The sequence below is a fragment of the Marinobacter pelagius genome, from assembly GCF_900114925.1.
Lineage (GTDB): Bacteria > Pseudomonadota > Gammaproteobacteria > Pseudomonadales > Oleiphilaceae > Marinobacter > Marinobacter pelagius.
The window spans coordinates 137603-158148 of the sequence record NZ_FOUR01000003.1; the positions used below are offsets into that span (position 1 = coordinate 137603).

18 protein-coding genes are annotated in these 20546 nt (G+C 56.2%); 10 read left to right on the forward strand and 8 right to left on the reverse strand.

Annotated elements, in window-relative coordinates; all coding sequences use genetic code 11:
• Nucleotides 1-45: 45 nt before the first annotated feature.
• The 6 genes from parE to BM254_RS07635 form a co-directional block, all read right to left on the reverse strand.
• Nucleotides 46-1941 (reverse strand): DNA topoisomerase IV subunit B, encoded by a 1896-nt coding sequence (gene parE / locus BM254_RS07610; RefSeq protein ID WP_092001170.1) that lies wholly within the window; start codon nt 1939-1941, stop codon nt 46-48.
• Between the two features lie 67 nt (nt 1942-2008).
• Nucleotides 2009-2494, reverse strand: coding sequence for a protease complex subunit PrcB family protein (locus tag BM254_RS07615; RefSeq protein WP_092001173.1), 486 nt, complete (start codon nt 2492-2494; stop codon nt 2009-2011).
• A 2-nt stretch (nt 2495-2496) separates the two neighbouring features.
• On the reverse strand, nt 2497-5151 hold the full coding sequence (locus BM254_RS07620; protein WP_092001176.1) for a S8 family serine peptidase: 2655 nt from the start codon (nt 5149-5151) through the stop codon (nt 2497-2499).
• A 173-nt stretch (nt 5152-5324) separates the two neighbouring features.
• Nucleotides 5325-7376, reverse strand: coding sequence for a TRAP transporter large permease subunit (locus tag BM254_RS07625; protein WP_092001179.1), 2052 nt, complete (start codon nt 7374-7376; stop codon nt 5325-5327).
• 15 nt (nt 7377-7391) lie between these two features.
• Nucleotides 7392-8402: a putative solute-binding protein gene (locus BM254_RS07630; RefSeq protein ID WP_092001182.1), complete on the reverse strand. Its 1011-nt coding sequence runs from the start codon at nt 8400-8402 to the stop codon at nt 7392-7394.
• A 59-nt stretch (nt 8403-8461) separates the two neighbouring features.
• Nucleotides 8462-9526, reverse strand: coding sequence for a hypothetical protein (locus tag BM254_RS07635; protein WP_092001186.1), 1065 nt, complete (start codon nt 9524-9526; stop codon nt 8462-8464).
• Nucleotides 9527-10157: 631 nt separating this feature from the next.
• Here BM254_RS07635 and BM254_RS07640 point away from each other — a divergent pair.
• Nucleotides 10158-10598 (forward strand): penicillin acylase family protein, encoded by a 441-nt coding sequence (locus BM254_RS07640; RefSeq protein ID WP_175497217.1) that lies wholly within the window; start codon nt 10158-10160, stop codon nt 10596-10598.
• Nucleotides 10599-10953: 355 nt separating this feature from the next.
• Here BM254_RS07640 and BM254_RS07645 read toward each other — a convergent pair whose 3' ends face one another.
• Nucleotides 10954-11658, reverse strand: a complete 705-nt coding sequence (locus BM254_RS07645; protein WP_092001192.1) for a TIGR02391 family protein — start codon at nt 11656-11658, stop codon at nt 10954-10956.
• A 406-nt stretch (nt 11659-12064) separates the two neighbouring features.
• On the opposite strand from BM254_RS07645, the gene BM254_RS07650 reads away from it, so the two are divergent.
• The 6 genes from BM254_RS07650 to BM254_RS07675 are packed head-to-tail and all read left to right on the forward strand — an operon-like array spanning nt 12065 to nt 16359.
• A complete protein-coding gene (locus BM254_RS07650; protein WP_092001195.1) occupies nt 12065-12799 on the forward strand; it encodes a HalD/BesD family halogenase in 735 nt (244 codons plus the stop codon).
• Nucleotides 12800-12816: 17 nt separating this feature from the next.
• A complete protein-coding gene (locus BM254_RS07655; RefSeq protein WP_092001198.1) occupies nt 12817-13572 on the forward strand; it encodes an iron-containing redox enzyme family protein in 756 nt (251 codons plus the stop codon).
• A 48-nt stretch (nt 13573-13620) separates the two neighbouring features.
• The gene (gene rarD, locus BM254_RS07660; RefSeq protein WP_092001202.1) at nt 13621-14541 is read left to right on the forward strand and encodes an EamA family transporter RarD; all 921 of its coding nucleotides are present in this window, start codon (nt 13621-13623) and stop codon (nt 14539-14541) included.
• A complete protein-coding gene (locus BM254_RS07665; RefSeq protein ID WP_092001205.1) occupies nt 14538-15518 on the forward strand; it encodes an aspartate-semialdehyde dehydrogenase in 981 nt (326 codons plus the stop codon). The genes rarD and BM254_RS07665 overlap by 4 nt, the downstream gene beginning before the upstream one ends.
• The gene (locus tag BM254_RS07670; protein ID WP_092001208.1) at nt 15515-15898 is read left to right on the forward strand and encodes a hypothetical protein; all 384 of its coding nucleotides are present in this window, start codon (nt 15515-15517) and stop codon (nt 15896-15898) included. Before BM254_RS07665 ends, BM254_RS07670 begins: the two co-directional genes overlap by 4 nt.
• Nucleotides 15895-16359 carry a GNAT family N-acetyltransferase gene (locus tag BM254_RS07675; protein ID WP_092001211.1) on the forward strand — a complete coding sequence of 155 codons (465 nt, stop codon included), beginning with the start codon at nt 15895-15897 and terminating at the stop codon, nt 16357-16359. The genes BM254_RS07670 and BM254_RS07675 overlap by 4 nt, the downstream gene beginning before the upstream one ends.
• Here BM254_RS07675 and BM254_RS07680 read toward each other — a convergent pair.
• Nucleotides 16341-17231 (reverse strand): LysR family transcriptional regulator, encoded by an 891-nt coding sequence (locus BM254_RS07680; RefSeq protein WP_092001215.1) that lies wholly within the window; start codon nt 17229-17231, stop codon nt 16341-16343. The genes BM254_RS07675 and BM254_RS07680 overlap by 19 nt on opposite strands.
• Nucleotides 17232-18267: 1036 nt before the next feature.
• Between BM254_RS07680 and BM254_RS07685 the strand changes: the two genes are divergently transcribed.
• Genes BM254_RS07685 through BM254_RS07695 form a run of 3 tightly spaced genes read left to right on the forward strand, consistent with a single transcriptional unit; the run spans nt 18268 to nt 20492 of the window.
• Nucleotides 18268-19290 carry a carboxypeptidase-like regulatory domain-containing protein gene (locus BM254_RS07685; RefSeq protein WP_092001218.1) on the forward strand — a complete coding sequence of 341 codons (1023 nt, stop codon included), beginning with the start codon at nt 18268-18270 and terminating at the stop codon, nt 19288-19290.
• 15 nt (nt 19291-19305) lie between these two features.
• Complete coding sequence (locus BM254_RS07690; protein ID WP_092001221.1) at nt 19306-20142, forward strand: hypothetical protein; 837 nt, start codon at nt 19306-19308, stop codon at nt 20140-20142.
• A complete protein-coding gene (locus tag BM254_RS07695; RefSeq protein ID WP_092001224.1) occupies nt 20133-20492 on the forward strand; it encodes a hypothetical protein in 360 nt (119 codons plus the stop codon). The genes BM254_RS07690 and BM254_RS07695 overlap by 10 nt, the downstream gene beginning before the upstream one ends.
• Nucleotides 20493-20546 lie beyond the last annotated feature (54 nt).

Sequence of the window (20546 nt, forward strand, 5' to 3'; positions counted from 1 at the left end):
ACTTAAAAAGAATAAAGCGCGATTTTTAAAGCACTTTATAGAATATCAAACCGCGACGTCGGCCATATTGCCGTAGGTTTCCAGCCACGCCCGGCGGTCCGAAGCCCGCTTCTTGCCAAGCAGCATATCCATCCGTTCATCGGTCTGGTCACCCTCCTCCAGCGTGAGCATGACCAGCCGGCGGGTGTCCGGTGCCATGGTGGTCTCACGCAGTTGCAGCGGGTTCATCTCGCCCAGACCCTTGAACCGGGTGACCTGGATCTTGCCCTTGCGCTTCTCCGCCGCCAGGCGATCGATGATGCCCTGCTTCTCGTGCTCATCCAGAGCATAGAAGGTTTCCTTGCCCAGATCGACACGGTACAGAGGCGGCATGGCCACGAAGACGTGGCCGGCAGCCACCAGTGGACGGAAGTGCTTCACGAAGAGCGCGCACAGCAGGGTGGCGATGTGCAGCCCGTCGGAGTCCGCATCCGCCAGGATGCAGATCTTGTTGTAGCGCAGGCCGGCGAGGTCGTCCGAGCCCGGATCCACACCGATGGCCACGGCAATGTCATGGACTTCCTGGGACGCCAGGATCTCGCCGGAGTCCACTTCCCAGGTATTGAGAATCTTGCCCCGCAGGGGCATCACCGCCTGGAACTCCCGGTCCCGGGCCTGTTTGGCGGAACCACCGGCGGAGTCCCCCTCCACCAGGAACAGTTCGGAACGGGCGGTATCGCCACCGGAACAGTCGGCAAGCTTGCCGGGCAGCGCCGGGCCCGAAGTCACTTTCTTGCGGGCCACCTTCTTGCTCGCCCGCAGGCGGCGCTGGGCATTGTTGATGAACAGCTCAGCCAGCGCTTCGGCGACATCGGTATGCTGGTTCAGCCAGAGACTGAAGGCATCCTTCACCACACCAGAGATAAAGGCGGCAGCCTCCCGGGAAGACAGGCGTTCCTTGGTCTGCCCCGAGAACTGGGGCTCCTGCATCTTGAACGACAGCACGTAGGCCACCCGCTCCCAGATATCTTCCGGCGACAGCTTCACGCCCCGCGGCAGCAGGTTGCGGAACTCGCAGAACTCCCGCATGGCCTCGAGCAGACCGGTCCGAAGCCCGTTGACGTGGGTACCGCCCTGGGCAGTCGGGATCAGGTTCACATAACTTTCCATGACCGCTTCGCCGCCCTCCGGCAACCACTGGATGGCCCAGTCCACGGCCTCCTTGTTACCGGAGAAGCTGCCGGTGAACGGTTCCAGGGGAACCGCCTCGATGTCCGCCAGCGCGGAGCGCAGGTAATCCCGCAGGCCATCCTCATAGAACCATTCATCCTTCTCGCCGGTTTTTTCCTGCAGGAAGGTGACGATCAGACCCGGGCACAGGACCGCCTTGGCCCGGAGGTTATGGCGCAGGCGGCTGATGGAGAAATTCGGGCTGTCAAAATACTTCGGATCCGGCTTGAAGCGCAGCCGGGTGCCGGTATTGCGCTTGCCGACGGTGTCGATCACTTCCAGTTCGGTGACCTTGTCGCCGTTTGCAAAGGTCATCCGGTGCAGCTGGCCGTCGCGCTTTATTGTCACTTCCAGCTCGGTAGAGAGGGCATTGACCACCGAGACACCCACCCCGTGCAGACCGCCGGAGAAGTTGTAGTTGCCCTGGGAGAACTTGCCGCCAGCGTGCAGTCGGGTCAGGATCAGCTCGACACCCGAGAGCCCCTCTTCCTTGTGAATATCCACCGGCATGCCACGACCGTCGTCCTCGACACTGAGGGAGCCGTCGCTGTGCAGGATCACATCAATACGTCGGGCGTGGCCGGCCAGGGCCTCGTCGACACTGTTATCGATCACTTCCTGGGCCAGGTGGTTCGGGCGCGAGGTGTCCGTGTACATACCCGGGCGCTTGCGCACCGGATCCAGACCGCTCAGGACTTCAATGGCGTCGGCGTTGTACTGTTGCTGGCTCATAGTCAGGAAGTGACTCCGCAATTGGTCAGAAAAGCTGAGCCATAGCTTAGGGATTCAACGGCAAAGATCAACGGTTGTTTTGCTCAGGCGTGATACGGATGTCACTCCAGCCGCTGGCAGTGACGGCAATGGCGGCGCAGGGAGTGGTCAGCGCCTGGGTGACCAACATGCCCGGTTGCGGTTCGCGGATACTGACGACAAGCTCCAGGGTGTCATCCTCGATGGCAGAGGACACCAGGGTGACGCTATAACCGCCCGTGGGTTTCTGGCCCAGGGCTGCAAGCACCACCCGCTCCCGGTCAAAATCCACGGCCCGGAGTGGTGCCAGGGGCAAGGTCCGGCCCTGCAACCCATCCAGACGGCCGACATCGGTTTCACTCTTCAGAAGTACATGACCGGGGGCCGTCAGCCCGCAGTGGGATGACTGGCTGATCTGCCTGGCCAGGGGCGCGCCCTCGTCGGTCTGCACCTGGGGCTCACTGGTTGCACAGCCGGCAACCAACAAACTGGCGCCGGCGAGGGTGAGAGAAAGACAACGGGACAACAACGTCATGATCAGCGAATACTCTTGGTAGTTTGGTTATCCGGCGGTGCCGAGAGCAGACGATAGCCTTCAAATCCCGGGCGCGGGAGCACGTCGGGGGACTGGGCGGAAATCGTCGGCCTCGAGTAGCTGGTGGTCATCCGGATGCCCTGGATGGCTTCGCCTGCGGTAATGGTGATCTCCTCCCGAAGACCGGAGACCGGGTACTCGGCACAGGCCTCGCCAGCATGACAGATCAGACCGTCGTTATCGAGGTCCGAGCCGGCCACCAGGAAGTAGGTTCCGGGCGGGACTTCGGAGAGGTATCTGGGTTCGATGCCGTCGTCCGGGCGGAAGCTGAACTGGTACTGGCCTTCAACCACGTCTACCGTGGCCTGGGATACCGTGGTGAAGATGTCGCCTTCCGGGACCGGGTCTACCAGCAGGACAAAGTGACGGCCAGCGTTGCGGAGCGCCTGGTCGGCCAATTGCTGGCCGATGACCGGGATTTCGAGAGTGCGGGATTCATCGCCGGTATAATTGATCTGAAGTGCTGTTCGCTCCGAAACCCCTTCCTCCAATGCCTCAGGTATCAGGGAGAGATCAATCGTAAAACTGATTCCCGAGTCAGATGGCTCTACAGCTCCCACTTCCAGCCAGGCCGCTGGCGATTCCAGTTCAACAGAATCAATGGTGACCGTGGTAGGCGAATCACCATACACCTCCAACGATACCGTGACGGCAGGCACACCTTCGTTGGACAGGGTGACAATGGCGGGAGACGCCGTTAGCAGGTCAGTCACCGGTGCCTCCGAAGCCGCCAACACCGACTTGGCTGCATCCATCAGCCCCCAGCCAAGCTCGTCGTTTCGGCAAGCAGTCCCACAACTGGAAACCGTGAGCTTGCCAGCCTGAAGCATTGCATTGACCGCCGTATAATCAAGCAAAGCGTTCTCGTTCTTCATCAACGCCAGCACACCGGAAACGTGCGGCGCGGCCATGGAGGTGCCCTGAAGGCCGGCATAGGTAGCCGTGAGGGTACCGTCAATCACGGCGGCACTGGTACTGCTGACCAGGTCGCCCCGGCCATCGGCATTGCCGTCCCGGCTGGCATCACCGCCCGGCGCCGCCAGATCGACCCAGGAGCCGAAATTGGAATAGGTGGATAAAACCCCGGCTCCATCCACCGCGCTGACAGCAAACACATTATCAAAGGCCGCCGGATAGGACGGCGTGCTGGACGCGGCATTGCCCGCGGCGGCCACATAGATCACACCACGTTCTGTGCCCGCGTTGATGGCATCCTGCAAGTGCCGGAGAAAAGGCAGGCCGCCCAGGCTCAGGTTGACGATATCCGCCATGGGGTGACCGGTACCATCACCGTTCACCCAGTTGATTGCATTGAGCAAATCCAACGAGGATCCGGTACCACCCTCGCCCAACACCCGGACAGGCACCAGCGTTGACTGGTAGGCAATACCGCCCCCGCCTCGATTGTTGACAGCCGCAGCTACCGTGCCCGCCACATGGGTGCCGTGGTAGACGCTACCACCCACACTGTTGCCGGGGTCGGACGGATTATCGTCGGGTTCGGGGTCCCCGTCGTTGTCGTATTCGCCGGAGACAAAATCTTCAGTAATACCGACGTTGGCGTTCAGGTCCAGGTGCCAGTTACCGGGCTGGCCAAAGAGGCCAGTATCCAGAACCGCGACATCCACACCAAGTCCACCACCAGGAGCCAGCTGCCAGGCAATGGGAGCATTCAACAACTCATAATGCCACTGCTGACCCAAAGCCGGGTCCGCATAAAGGGGCTCACTGACTGGCGTCTCCTGGGATCTGACCAGGTAGTTGGGCACGGCGCTTTTTACCGCTCCCTCTTTACGCAAGCTCTCAATCCACGCCAGAGTCTGACTTGCCCGATTCCCATGGCCCTGACTCAGAGTCTCGGCCATGCGTACTCGCCAGAGGCCCCGGCCAAGCCCCTGGGCCTTGGTCATCCCGAGCGCGGACATCTGCGCAGACGCTGCCCCGGAAAAACCTTGCTGTTGTTCCAGGGCAACTATGGCCTCGCCCTCGGCAAACTGATGGTTGGGCCATTCATGGACAGACTGGGCAGACAGGCCGGACGCAGACGACGATAGGATATAAAGCATGGGGGTGGAGTCGGCCAGCACCTCAATCCGGTAGGTGTCTTCCGGCCAGGGGGTGGTGTCATCAGCAAGGCTGACGCTCACTTGGGAGCTGGTATCACTGGTACTGGCGCTGGCGATCAGCTCACCTGATTCGGGATCCAATAACCTCAGGGTTACATTGGAGCGGCCGGCCCGGGTTGCAAACGCCTGCAGCGACACCCGCTGGTCCGGAGCCAGGTTCAATGCAAACCGATCGAGGGCATCAATGAAGTAGTCGGTGCCGGGAAACCCGCCGACAGTCGGATAGCTTCCTTCCTCGCGACTCACATAGCCGGCGAGAATGAATTCCGCTGGCAATGTCGGCACATAGTCAGACGGAGACGGATTCAGGGAAAGTGAATCGGCAGTATCGACATCCACACGCGTACCCGCCTCGATATCAATAACCCCGGACAGTGCCACGTCCACTGGCGCGCTTTCGCCATCACCGGAGCCACCACCACAACCGGCCAAAGCCACTGCCAGGCCCACTACCAAGCTTTTCCGAAACATCCCGGGTCCCTTTCCTTCTTCCAATCTGCCTTTTCCGTCTGCCAATTGAAGCATACACCATCCCCCGACTTTATTACCGCGCCTTTGAGCGAGTACGGGATTTCACCCCCCACGGATGAAAAAACCGCCAGCGGCGGGACCGGTGGCGGTTACTTCAATCTATCGAAGTGAAGTCAAAGCGCGTAGAACAACATCGGAACAAAGGCGACCAGCAGGAGTGTCGGCCCCATGACCGCCAGGGGCAGCAGGAGACGCTCATAGCGGTGCCAGAAGGAACCGGTGCGCTCGGCAGCGAGCACTTCCGTTTCCCCTACCACCTGCCGGGTCAGCAGGTGGTTCAACGCCACCGGCGGGCTGAGATACCCCAGCTCGAAGGCAACGAGACACACGATCCAGAAATGCAGCGGATCGATACCCAGCTGGATCGCAGGCTGGGCAATGGTTGCAGAGACCAGGATGACGGCACCGAAAGGATCCATCACCATGCCGATAACGGTCAGCATCACCACGATCACCAGCATCGCAAACCAGGGACTGGTCAGATCTTCCGGGAACAGCGCATGGACGATGTCCGAACGCTCCAGGATACCGCCCAGACAAATCGAGAAGCCGATCAGGGCCAGCAGCGCGCCAATATGCACCGCGGAATCGCTGGCGGCCGCAGAGCTTCGGCTCCAGAATGCCTGGGCGCGGGTCTCGCCGTCTTCCCGGCTGTCCCGGCCAGCATCCAGCAGCACCAGGGCCAACATCACTAGGGGCAGAATCAGGGGCGCACTGTACTCGTTGAACTTCAGCCCCAGGATGACCCAGATCGCCAGAATGACGATGGCACCCGCGATCACGTAGGGCAGCAGCGCCCGGGTTTCGCCGATGGCCGCCCGGAAAGCACCGGGGGCAGGCCGCGGTTTCCAGTTGCCTTCGGTCTTGCACACGATCAGCGAAAACAGGCTCGCGGACATGATGAAGACCCAGAAACCCCAACCATACATCTCGGTGGTGGTCACTTCCTTGTTAAGGGCCGCAACCACAACGATCAGCAGGCAGGGATTAAGTACGACACCCAGGCTCCCGGACATGGCGGTGGTAGCCAGCGAGAGCTGGCGCCCGGCGCCGGCCCGGCGGAGCTCGTCGTAGACCACACCACCGACCGCCAGGATGAAGATGCCCGATGCACCGGTAAAGGCCGTCGGGAAGGCGGTGGCAAAGATGATCACTGACGCCAGCAGTGGCGCCGGCAGGTTGAAGGGCTTGATGACGTTCAGCAGGAGTTCCGGGATCCGGGTCTGCTTGAGCATCATGCCCACCAGCACGTACAGGCCGATGTTGATGAACATCGATGAGAGGTTGGACATCATCCCGAAGTAGATGGCCAGGCCCGAGGCGTAACCGTCCACCAGGAAGAAATAGCTCATGGCGATCAGGCCCATACCGCAATACAGCGGTATCACAAGCCCCGAGGATGCCCTGAGCTTGCCGGCACGGATCCGGTCCGGAACGTTCAGGAACCGGATCGCATTGATCACCATGAACAGTCCAAACACCCCGGCCCAGGCATACTGCAGACTCATGGTGTCCTCGGAGCCTGGCGAGGTGGCGAGCTTGCCGAGATAGGCATTCAGGGACAGGACCATCAGGCCGTTGACCACAAACTGCACACCCTGGCTCAAACGCCATTCGGCCCGGTTCCGGGGCAGGCGCAGCGCAATGTGGTCGGTGTCCAGTGCGGCAATCGCTGCCGCCATGGCGAACATGGCAATGAACAGGTACTTGGTCAGTTCAATGTTGTCGAGCAGGTACTCGGCCAGCCCCTGCTCCACCGTTTTGAACACGCCCAGCGCCGGGGTGGCGTGTTTCAGGTTCTGCTCGTATACCGCGTACCTCTGCTCGCACAGTTCCAGGTTGCTCTCCAGCGACTTGCGGATCGCGTCCGGATCAGGCGGTGAGCTGAACAGGTCATCGGGGTCCGGCTTATAGGCGGCTACCCGTTTGGCCACTTCCGCATCGATGTCCATTTCCAGCTGGCACGAGGGTTCCGTGGCATCCGGGTTCAGGAGGTAGTAGTTCGGCCACGTCTGCTCACCGACCCACAACAGCCGGGAATGCAGGGAGTTCCCCATGCCCAGCAGCAGGGTAAACAGCAGCAGGAGCAGGAGGACTGCCCCGTGCATGCGATGCACGGGGTAGAGGGTCTTAGCGGCCGGAGCGGTCAGTGCTCGCCAGTTCATGCTCGTTCCGCCCTTTTATTCGCGGTTGGCCGCGGTACATTCGGCAGCCGAAGGATTGCTGGCACAGCGGATCTTGCTAAGCAGGCCCATCATCTTCGGGTGGTATACGTCCGGGGCGCCGTTCACGCCATCCCGCATTTCGATGCGGTTCTCCCGGAACATCTCCTGGTAGCCACGAATGTCTTTCTCGGGGATACGGACCCATTTTTCGTCCGGAATCGCAGCTTCCTGCTTCTCGATCAGGTTCATGGCCTGCGGGAACATGCCCCAGGCAACTTCACGGGCTTTTTGAGCGGTTTCGTCATCCAGGACCTCATCCCGGGCGACCATCTGGAGGGTCAGCTGTGCCAGCGGGTAGTCCACAACGCCACCCTGGTCGCCGATGCCCTTGTAAAGTTCGAGGGCTTCATAGGCAAAAGCCGGCGCGTAGGCAGTGTCGACTGAGCCATTGTTGAACTTGCCGGCAAAGTTGGTGATATCGGACGGAACTACCGTCGCTTTCACGTAGTTCACCATGTGGATGGCATCTTTCTGGTAATCCAGTGTGGCCATTCGCTTGCCCGCCAGCTCACCGGCGGTGTCGATGCTCCGATCGTTCACGAAGAGATAGCCCGCGCCCACCGGCACAATGCCCAGAACCTCATAGCCGTTATCCTTCATCAACGGGGCTGCCTTGGGCTGAGCCAGGGTCGCCAGCAGGGTTTTCAGGTTGTCGTAGGTGGGAATGGCACCCACGGCACTGATGCTGCCGGTGAACTTGTTGAACGGCCGGATCCGGATATCGGTTGCCGCCACCGCGTCACACTGGCCGGCGTTGAAGTCACCAATCGCAACACCCTCGTCGGTATAGGGTTTCAGCTGGAAATCCACCCCGTGGCTCTTCATCTCCAGGGCGTAATCCTTGACGAAGTTGTAGAAGTCACCGTTGGCACCGATGACATCAAACACACACATCGAAACGCTCTGTGCCGACGCAAAGGGAGATGCTGCGACAAGGGCCATGGCGGTTAGGGATTTGCGGATCATAACGACCTCCGGGTCATTCTTGTGTTTATCAATTGTTCAGAGGGTAATGACAGCCCGCCTTACAGCAGGCCGTCCAGACTCATGGTTTCAACGTTCTCGGTTTCCCGCTCCGGGCTCATCTTTCCGAAGTAGGTCTGCGGGGTCCGGTAGCCGTAGTTGGCGGACCAGTGCTTGTCCGAGGAGAAGCGGATTACGCCCGCGGCCACTTCATCCACCAGACGGTACTCGTCCCAGACATCAATAGTTGCGTTGGCTTCGACGAAGGAGGCGATGGCTTCCTCGAGCTTGTCCGGCCGGCCGAAGGTTTCGGCGGCCACGGCCTGCAGGGCGTGGGGAACCCGCATGCCTTTTTCGACGCCAAGCTCCGTGCTGTGCTCAAGCACCTGCCAGGGATCCGGAGACAGCGCTGGCCGGGTGTCAGGCAGCAGCAGCCAGACCAGGGCACGGATCGCGTTGGGCATGCCGCCCCACTTTTCATTATCCAGGCAGGTGGCGGCGCGCTCGGCCTGGGGCGCAATGTTTTTGGGCACGCCCGCCATGGCACCGGAGTTGGCATCGTTCACGATGGCCTGCATGCCGGTCAGCAGCCCCAGCAGGAAGGTGAGCTCGTCCTGCTCGCTGAACAGGAACGGGCATTCCACCGGCTCGGCCGAAGGATCGAATTCATAGGCGGCCATCGCCCGCTGGAAGGAGGCATAGCGGCGCTTGGCGGTCAGAGCGTTCAGGCGTTTTGCTTCCTCCCTGGCGTCCTTGGCAGCTTCAACATTGCCCTGGTAGTCCGCCCGCAGGTAGGCCAGCTCCGCCTCCCAGGCCTTGTACTCGGCACAGTTACCCGCCAGCAGCATCAGCAAAGAACCGGTGCTGTCCGGTGCATCGGTCACTCGCGAGAAGGAATAGAGCAGCGGATCAATGCCTTCACCCAATGCACAAGCCATCCTGGGATCGGACATCTGCAGCACATAAGGGGTGGCTTCGCCCTCGGAATAGTTCGAGAGCACCACACCGGTGGTGGTGTAGATCGGGTTGGCGGAACAGCCGGCAAGCAGGATCAACGCCCCGGCGGTCAGGAGTTTCTGAGGAGCCACGGGAATGCGGCGGAAAGAGTTAACCAGAGTGGAAATCATAATTCGCCCTGCTTTGCATTGTTTTTATAGATTGAAAGGTATCCCTACCCTCATCGTCCTTGGGTGCAAGGATGCGATCAAAACTGTCAGACAAAAATGGCTCGAATGCCGAAGCGGATATGCCGATGAGGCCAATGGCCCTCATGGAAAGGACTGCATATCCATTTTTTTGATACGTATCAATGCATTCAGAGGAACAGTACGTTCAGGTGTGTCGGCTATGCGGTAGGCGAACGAAGAATATCACAGCCAAAGTCCGGAACCTTTTGCCGGTTCGCCCCGTTCCCTGCGTTGCCAAAACAACAAAACAAGGCGACACGATGATGAACCCGAAACAAGCAATTCAACTGGCACTGATTCCCTTTATCCTGACCGGATGCATTTCCGACAGTGACCCGGCGCTACCTGCGGCTTGCAGTACTGGCTAGTTCGTCGGTATTCGTTGATGGCATAGCGACTGCGCAGCCACCGGAAACCACCGATACCACCCCGCCCACCGCCGAGGATCTGCTCTCGGCTCTGGAGGGCGAGGACGGCGAAAGCCTGCCCTTCCCCTTCAGCACAGAGCTGCCAATCGGCAGCAACATGTATGGCCTGTCTGCTGAGGCGAGCCGTACCGGCGAATCTCAATGTGGCAAGCCCCCTGATCCAGACCGCCTTCGCCGATGGCGTGAAACGAATTCAGGACTCGCCGATCGCGCTGGATGCTTCCGTAAGGGATATCCAGTTGTCCGGGATCCACGACACGCCCATCCCCATCTTCGGCGGTGAGGGTTTCGAAGGCAGCTTTACCATCGCCAGTTCCCGACCGAATGATCTCAGTGATGGGCGCTATGATGTGAACTACGGCAACAGCTACATCCAGACCGTCACTTGGGGAGAAAATGGCATGCCAAAGGCCGAGGGATTTGTGACCTACTCCCAGTCCACCGACCCGGCCTCCCCCTACTTCAAGGATATGACTCAGGCCTATTCCGAGAAGCAGTGGATTACCTTCCCCTATACCGAGGAAGCCATCCGTTCCGATCCGAACCTGGTGGAATACCGGCTCGTGGAACTGGCTCGCGATTAATCCGGTCTGGAACGAACAAAGGGCCCCCGTCAAAGTAAATAGTAAACTTTATGTAAGTTGGTGAGTGACTGAATGCCCCGCGAGCAGCTGCTCTCGGGGCATTTCTATTTTTTACACAGTATGTAAGCACGTATGTAAAAAAATACCGTGAGCTTTGTGGAGGGCTCTGCCCTCTCGCCATATGTGCTGCGATTCACGGGAGGCGTTTTGTAGCTAGCGCTGAACGGATGGGCAAGCTGATGGGCGGTAATAAGTGCGTCTTGGTCGCAAAGCGAACATTCAGCTGGTGCGATAACGCTTTGCTCACCGGTAAATTAGGAGCGCAGCGAGTAATTTATCCGCTTGCAGCAACTTGTTATATGCGTTCATCAGTCTTGCACATGAGAAGGCTGGCTAAGGCAATAAGGTGCAACGCTTTCCTCGAGTCCGGGTTGAGGTTGCCGTGCGCTTTTGGATTGCGAATGCCTGTCATCGCGCCCGCAAAGATCTGCATGTAGCCCTGTTGAATGTTGCGCCCCGTTTCAGAATCAAGTTCAGCGAGCTTGATCACTGGGTTATTTGGGGAGAAGGCTGTATTCATCAACCCAGCACCGTCAGCCTCCCGACCTTCGGATTCTGCGAAAAAGCGTTTAATCGAATCGTTTACTTCTTTGAACGAGGCCTCGACGGCATCACCAAAAAAGCCCGCTTCAAATCTTGGCTGAGCTAAAGCCTTGACCCGAGGATGAACAAAGTTCCAGAACCAATCTGTTGGAGCCGGTTCAGAGTCGACATCCACTTGCTCCACAAGGTGCCGTATTTCCGGCAGCACGTAGCCCTGAATTACGGACAACGTTTCTTGGGCCGAACAGCGAAGTGGAAGTTGTTTGTCGATTGTTTCCGCGAGTTCAGACCAGCCGAACGCCTGACAATAGTGGGCAAGGGCTTCGAGCTTTCCACTGAGGTGACTGTCGATAATACTCTGCGGCTCGGCGTCATCGTAGTATTGATTGAGATTTAGCTCAAACCCCTCCAGCTCCTCTAAGAGATTCGACAGCGCTTCGGATCTTACCTTGCTCATTTTTTCCTCGTGGCATCTATCAGCTTATTAGTTTGAATTCGCATTAAACCGCAGGCAGTTCTGCGGAGCAAAGCAGGAGGCGTCGGTCGCAAAGCGAACATTCAGATTTGGCGATAATAACCTAGCGCTGAGGTAACCGGCGCCGAAGCGCCAGCGCAGAGAACCAAAAGCGCCGCGAGTTTGGCATCCGGTTGAACGCCAGATTATCGTCTCGCATGCTTGGCAATTGTATTGAGGACATTGAGTGGCGAGGAACTGAATCACAAATATCAGCATAAAATCGGCAAGAAATATTTGGCGATCCCTAAAAATTTTTGGTTATTCATGCGGTTAGCCGCTCAGTAAAGTAGCTATCACTTGTTTAACACTGACAAGGAAGCACAAAAACGCAATTTAGGGATTAGCAATGGAAAATCTTGAAAGTCTGCTTGAGACACATCATCGAGATGCTTTCCCGGCACAGAAGCTGAAAACGCGTGCCGAGGAGTTTTCTCGCAATGGCTATCTAAAATTTGATATTGGGGAGCTCATTCCGGCCCAGCTGTTCGACCAAGTGATTGCTGAATCTGATCAGCTGCTTGAAGAGCACAGCATTCGCCGTGACGTTAAAGTCGCATCAATCGGATACAGCAAGCGCTTCATGAGCAATGTAACAGCGCAGGGCATTCGGGATCACGGCACCATCATCAACGCGCTGTATAAGTCTCCCGCGCTGCGTGGATTGCTTGGCAGCATCGCGGGTGACGAGCTAGCGGATTGCTGGGAAGAAGAGCATTTCCTGATCAACAAGCTGGAGCGGGAAGGCGACACCCACGGCTGGCACTGGGGCGACTACCCCTACACCGTGATCTGGATTCTGGAAGCACCGGCGATCGAGCACGGCGGTATCCTGCAGTGTATCCCTCACACCACCTGGGATAAGCAAAACCCTCAGATCGACCAGTACATCGTCGATAACCCCATTCGTTCTTATTACCACGTCACCGGACAGGCGTATTTCCTGAAGTCGGACACTACTCTGCACCGGGTCACGCCGATGAAAGGTGAAGTCACCCGGATTATTCTCAATACGTGCTGGGCGAGTGCGAACGACAAGCGCGAGCAGGTCGAGCACGAAACCATGGTCGCGGCGTTCATTTAATAAAAGGAATTGAATCAATGACTGTATTAGCAAAAGACTTCCAAGAGAACGACTTCAAAGTCATGCAGAGATCATCGGGCGTGTCTGAGTCAGTCAAAGCGTATCTCGACCAGAAAGTGGAAGAGATCCTGGCTCACCGTTCGGTCAATCACCCATTTCTGGCGTGGTATGGCGAGAATGCTTTGTCCAAGGAACAGGAAAAGCAGCTGTATCTGGAGACGAACGCCTATTTCAAGTACCTGCCATTTTACGTGGCGAACATCTCGACCATCACGCGAGACGAAGCAGTGCTTCGCGAGGTGCTCCATAACTCTACGGATGAGCTAGGTACCCAGAAATCGCACAGTGACATGTTTGCGCAATTCCTGGACATGCTTGATATCACCTCCGAGGACATCGAGGCCTACGAGCCTCTGGAATCCTCGGTGGCACTGAACGAGGGCATCAAGGAAATCTACAACAGCCTGCCTCTGGAACGTGCGCTTGGCGCTCTATTCGCCGACGAGACCCAGTCTGCAGCGATGTGCTCGCGCTACAACGAAGGCCTAAAGAATCAGGGCTATGACGCCCGTACCCGGCATTTCTGGGAGCTGCACATTGAAGCGGAAATCGGTCACAGCAATGCCATCTACAACATCCTCGGTCCCTATGTAACCGACGATGAAGGCAAGGAGCGTTTCGAGTCTGGCATTGCTCATTACCTGCAGCTGATGGAAAAGTTCTGGGACAACGTTGAGTTGCGCGTGCAAGAAACGGCAGCGGCGTGCGCCTGATAGGTAAAATCAACGGGTGCGTGCGATCGCACCCAAAGGGAATCCGATATGCAAAACAATCAAGCCAATAATTCTGTGGGCGTGGTCTTCGCCTTGATGGCCACCCTGCTGTGGGGTTCTTACCCGCTGTGGTACAGCCCTCTTAAAGGTATCGATTCGGTCGATGTTCTGGCTGTCCGAGTGGTCGGCTCGCTTCTGTTTGTTCTGATTCTTCTGGGGATGGCAAAGAACGCCTCGTTCTTTGACGTGAAAGCGTTGTTGAAGGACAAGCGGGCCCGGCTGGTTTTGGCATGCAGTGCTGCAATCTCAGGAATCTGGTGGCTCACCTACATCATTGGGGTGACCAACAATATGGTTCTGGAAGCTTCGCTCGGCTATTACATCAGCCCGATTTTCTCCGTGATGTTTGGATTCCTGGTGTTTAAAGAGCGGCCTAGTATGGTCCAGTGGTTCGCCATCATCCTGACGGCGGCGGCAATCCTGAACCTGATCGCAGGCTACGGCGAAACGCCGTGGATCGCGCTGATCATTGGTATGTGCTTCTCGCTTTACGCAGCCATTCGAAAGGGTGTGGCGATCAAGCCTCTGCCGGGACTGACGATCGAGTGCATATTCCTGTTTCCGTTTGCCATTGGCTATTTCATCTTCTTGGCGTTTCAGGGTGGCCCCAGCTTCGGTGCTGAGACAATCACGACTCAGTGGGCGGTTCTAGCGATCGTTGGCCTGATCAGTGTCCTGCCCCTGTGGTGGTATACCGTCGCCGCGCAGAACCTGGAGATGATTACACTGGCGTTCTTTCAGCTGATTCCGCCTACCTGCAACTTCATCTTCGCGGTGTTCCTCTTTGGAGAGGAATTCACAGAGCACCACCAAGTGACCTTCGCACTGGTGTTCCTAGCCAGCCTTGTGTACTTGCTGGATCAGGCGAAAGTATTTTCACGAAAGACTCTTGCGGCGGGTGAACAATGAAGCCAGTGATCGCGATCGTAGGTGCAACCGGAGCTGTTGGCTCCGAGTTCCTGCTGGTCCTGAAAAAAATGGGGTTCGAGTTTGAGCAGCTTCATCTTATCGCCTCCAAGCGCTCTGCAGGTAAAGTCCTGAAAACGGTGTTCGGCGACTACGAAGTCGTTGATATCGAGCAGTTTGATTTCTCTCAGGTGAAATACGCCTTCTTCTCAGCTGGCGGAAACGTCAGCCGGGAATGGGCGCCCAAAGCCGCTGCTCAGGGTGCGATCGTGATTGATAACACGAGCGCATTCCGGATGCAGGATACGGTGCCTCTGATCATTCCGGAGATTAATCGGTCTGCCTACACCGGCCAGAAGCTGATTTCCAACCCGAACTGCTCGACGATCCAGCTGGTTCGTGCACTGGCGCCGATTCATGAGCGGTTTGGTGTGCGCAAAGTTATTGCGTCCACCTATCAGGCCGTCTCCGGTGCGGGCAACGAGGGCGTTAATGGCCTTCATGCCTCTCTGGTGGACTCAGAGGGTGCCGGCGATTCTTCGCCGTTCAGCCGTCCCATTGCCCATAACGTCATTCCTCAAATTGACCGCTTCATGGATAACGGCTTTACCTTCGAAGAGGAGAAAGTTCGGTTTGAGACGCGGAAGATTCTGAACGAGCCGGACATGTTTGTGACTTGCACTGCGGTGCGTGTCCCGGTTTTCCGTGGCCACAGCGTGGCGGCCTACATTGAGACCGACAAAGCGTTGGATATGGGTGCAGTCAAGGCTGCGCTGGTGGGGCAGGGAATCAAGGTTGCTCAAAATCCGGAGGACTTCCCTACCCCTCGGACTATCGCGAATAAAGAAGACGTCTACGTAGGTCGGATCCGTCGAGAGCCAGACGCTCGCAACGGTTTGTGGCTATGGGTCGTTGCAGACAACCTCTGGGTAGGCGCGGCATGGAATGCGGTAAGAATTGCGCGGGAGCTGGAGCGATGAGCAATGTCCATGTGAAGACAGTTGCACCGTTTGATATCGAGGCCATCGTTGATCTGGTGGTACGTTGCCAAAAGGGCAACTCGCGCAACCTGATCTCCTTCGATCACCTGGACGATGTCTTATTTGGGCGCCATCACTGCCTCAAAGCACTGGTTGCTCGCAAGGAACTGCAGATCGTGGGATGCCTCTTCTATCAGATGACGTTCAGCATTGAGCAATGTTGTTACGACGTGAAAGAGGTGCACTGCTACATTCTTGACCGAGAAGACGCAGCGGAAATCCGAAGCGCTCTGCGAGAGAGATTGGCTGAGCAGCTGGAAGCGGCCAAGCCCTCTCGACGACGTTTGGGCTCGGTTATGGACTCGGAGGTCTCAGCGTGAGCGTTGCCACTAAAGAGTTATGCCTGGTCCCTGTCCAGCCGGACAAAGCTGGACTGCTCAAAGAACTGTTCGTGGAAATGGCGAAGACGATCGAGCTGCGACACCCGGTCAGTGCCAAGGAAAGTGACATCCGAGAGAATTTTCTCTCGGGTGAACCCGGCCTTGCGTGGTTTATCAATTTCGATGGAGAAATCGTCGGCTACGTCACCGGATACACCGGCATCAATTCCTCCAGAGCACAGCCAATTCTTTTCATCGACGATATTTACCTGAAGGAAAGCGCCCGCCGACGCGGTCTGGGAGAGAAGGTTATCGATGAGCTGAAAACTATCGCAAAGGGTTTGGCGTGTCGGGAGCTTCGATGGCAAGCGCTGAAAACCAATGTTGGCGCTCAACGCTTTTATCAAAAGATTCGCGCCGACAAGTCGGACGCAGCGATCGATTACGCCATCTCTCTCTGAGTCGTCCCCGATCGCGGTGTCAGGTAGGCCGCAATCTTGTCGTCCAAGATCCCCAGCATCGCCTGTGCCAAATTGTCCTGATCAATTTCGGAAAACCGCTGGGACACGCGAACCATGAGGTAGACGGTAGGCAATGGCGGCAACTGCGGTGACGTTACCTGCTCTAATCCACTGGTCAAACAGGCATCCCCCATCGCCGCGATCACACTGTTTTTGTGCAGCAGATGGTGGATCACGTTGGTATCGGAGCTGGTTGAGACCACCCGATAGTCAATCTCGGCCTCTTTAAATCCACGAATGGCGTGGCGGTTAAACAAGCACGAGTCATCGTAAAGCACGACGGGCCAAGGGTTGCCGGAGACCGTAACGCCTTGGGATTTGACCCAGACTCCTCGGATCTTCCCGATGACGGAGGCCTCGCCGCTCGGCGACGCACTGCTGAACAGCATGATATCAATCTCATCGTTCTCCCACGCCGTCTTAAGTTCTTCCGTCGGTCGGATCACAAGCTTGGTCAAGAGGTCGGGTACGATCTCCTGGACATAGTTCAGAATCACCATCAAGAACTCGTTGGCGTAGTCACTGGGCGTGCCAATCACAAGCGTCAGCGGTTTGCTGTTCTGTTGCAAGCGGTCTTTCGCCTGACGATTCAGGTCTAGCATGTACTGAGCAAAGGGCAATAAATCCTCGCCGGCCTGAGTCAAGACCACGTTCCGTCCTTCTCTCCGGAAAAGCTGAACTTCAAACTCTTCCTCCAGCCGCTTCATTTGTGCGCTTATCGCGGCATTGGTTCTAAATCGTTTCTCTGCAACTTTGGCGAACGAGCCAAGTTCGGAAAACAAAACGAAAGATTCCAGCGATCCGATATCCATGGAGTACAACGTCCTTCAACCAGGTGGGCAAAAAGAACCCTCAATATTAGGGAGAGTGAATGGCAAAAAACAATGGTAATTCATTAACTCTTCATCGTTTTTTTACACAGTTCTCTATGGTGTGATGGGGTTGGCAAAAGCACAACCTGAGTAAACTCCGGTTGGTTTCACTGCGTCAAAACGGGCCGCTGTGGCGGTCAAAAACTGAGTGAGGATACAGAGATCGGGGGCTAGCTCTGGCTTTAATCATGCGCCCTCGGCGCACCGCTACTTATCCTTGGTGTTGCGTGCATCTGGCTCGCATCAGGAGGCACTCATCCCGATGAGCCGTTCCGCTCATTCAGGCATGCCTTTGCAACGGAGCTGTTGAGATCAGGAAGTGATATTCGAACAGCTCAGGAAAATTTTCGAACACAGCAATGTCAGAACAACCGAAATCTACACGCATATATTGGGTGATCGACGGACTGGAACAGTGAGTCCATTTGATCGATTGCCAGGATCATAATGCGCTTCATTTCGCCCGTTTTTGGTGGGAAAAAAGCCATCAATTTGGAGCGTCGCGAATGTTCGCTTTTTGTTTAAACCCAGTAAGGGCTGGTCGCACAGCGAACGTTCAGTCGCAGTGCAAAACCATAGTCACTTGTTAGGGATTCTCTAACCATTGTTCACTCTCTGACCGGTCCCCAGCATTTAATCAAACTGCTGATCTGTCCAGAATCGTTGAACCACTAGACCGGTGAGGATCTAAAGGGGTTGAAAACGAGTTCAAGCAGGAGAGTTATTTCGAGCTGCAGAATTCCAACTTCTCCAAGTTTCACTTCAGGACAGCTTAGAAAAGCTTTACGAACTCACGTCGGCCCGCCCACCCCAAACAGGGGAAAAACATCTGGGCGTCACAACTTAACAATGAAAATACAAACCGTTACACGGAAATTCAAATCCTCATCTAATATTCTAACTAGCTTGCTACTGCCCCTTGCAACTCTACGGGGAGTAGCAGCTAAAAGGACCGAAATTAACAAGGAGGCTTTAGATGCTAAGACTAATAGTCTTATTCTCGTCTTTATTAACCATTTCACTCATTCCTCTCCAAACCTACGCAAGCAACAACGGAACCGCTGCTTGCGAAGCTCTTCCAGAGCCTTTTCAGCAGCTCGCGACAATGACCCTGGATCCATCTGTTGAAAACCCACCCCAAGTAGGGCTTTGCCACCGAGTAGCCAATGCTGAAAAGCACTTTGAAAAAGGCTCCGACGACAAAGCGATTCAAGAGCTCAACAAGTACATTGCTGGCATAAACCAGGGAAGCGGAAAGTCCATTGAAGAAAGCTACGCAGCTGCCTTGGTATCTGAGGCTGAGCGAGTGATTTCAATCATTACTGGGACTTTCGAACCTGACACTATGGCGATTAACGGGGGAGTTTTCGGTTATAGCGACCAAGCACCTGTCGCAGGGGCGACAGTCACCGTGTCGTTTATTGAATCTGGCTCAAGCTTCACGGTAACTACTGACAGCAATGGTCTCTTTTCAATCACTGATCTCACAGAGTCCGGGGTTTACGTTGCTGACGTCACAACATCGGACGGTCGAACAGGCAGTGCCCAGGGCAGCTTGCTTGAAACAGAAAGCTCATCATCAGTGCTTGTAACCGTTGATTTGGCTGGTAGCAGTGCAATCTATGGGACCGTCTTTGACAGCTCGGGACAGCCCGTACCAGGTGCGTTGGTAACTGCCATTTTCCCCGACACTGACAGAAAATATTCAACAACCTCTTCCGCCGATGGCTCTTTTTCTCTGATGAACGTCCATGGCGACGGCACCTTGATCCTCGTTGGTTTCAAAAATGATACCGGCGCTAGCGGCTCAACTACCGGTGTCCTCTCCAGTTACACCTCCCAGATCACGCGCAATCTGACACTCAAAGCGCCTGAGACAGTTAATGCCGAACTCCTCAACAGCGGTTTCGAAAATGGACTGGACGGATGGTCGACAGAGGGTTCCGTCACCATCATCGATCGCGACCTTGTTTTCACCACTCCGGACTCAGGCAACTAAGGGAGAGTTAACGATATGGATATGACGAAGTTCCGATTGCCAGCAATCAGCGCTGTGGTCCCATGTACCGCATTAATGCTTCTCGCCGGAGCACAAGGAGCAACCGCAGCGGATGGATGTCCAGTTACCCAAGCCGCGGTTGTTAGCAATGCCGGCTCTCAATCAGCTAAAGGTACTCTGAGCCAAGCGTTTGTAGTTCCACCCGCCTATGAAGCCGTCTCCGGCAGGCTCCGGTTTCTCTCTAGTGAGTGGCCACAGTATTACGGCACCGAGTACAACGATACTTATCTTGCGCGTTTAACGGCTCCTGGGAAGGTCGAAATCATCGCGAGTGGTAACGTTAACAGCTCCAGCTGGTCGTCAGGTATGCTTGGCTACAATGGCGCAACGCCCGAGATCAATTACAACGTTGATCTATCAGGACTGGTAGGAAAAACCGTGCAGCTGGCGTATGAAGTTCAAGATGTCGGCGATACGATTGTCGATTCTGCCCTGGCAGTCGACGCTGTGAAGATCTTGCGCACAGAGCAATTTGTACCGGTTCCAGGTGAAGGTGGTGCATTGACAGGCTCTGCGACTATCAGTGGCTCCTACGGTCAGGCAGTAAAGCTGACGTTCAAGAACCAGAATATTCTGGGCACCACCATATCTGTGAAAGATACTGGGCCTTTTGGAGAAACGAAAGAGTCGATCATCCTGCCTCAGCAGAGCGTAACCTTCACGTTCTCCAGTTTCGGGGAAGAACCAATGGGGTGGAACTTTGAGGTATCAACAAAATCTGATGCCTTCGTCGTTTCATATGGTGTCGAATCAACTTGGACCGAAGGGATGCCACCTAATCCATGTTACTAAGACTGTGTGTTTTCACCCTGGTGATTATCGGGTCTGCTTGCAGTGTCCAATCGCAACCCGTGAATGCTCAAGAGAGCGAAGGCCTGATGGTTAATTTAACCAGCGAGGCCATTGAAGCTGCGGTTATCTCTGAGGGGGCTATTTGGCTGAAGCTTACACCAAGTGGAAGCAGCCAACTGGCTGCCACAGCAAAGGACAACCTGGGCAGTCAGGTCATGATCCGCGTGCTCGGCCATGAGGCTCTTTCAATGATGGTCGTTCATGATATGGCATCGGAACGATTGGTCATCAGGACCCCATCACCAGAGCTTAAAGCCGCGATCGAACCTTATCTTGTAAGGTCTGAATAGAGGCTTGGACGGGGGACATTATTTGTCCCCCGTTTTATTCCTAGCACCAACAAA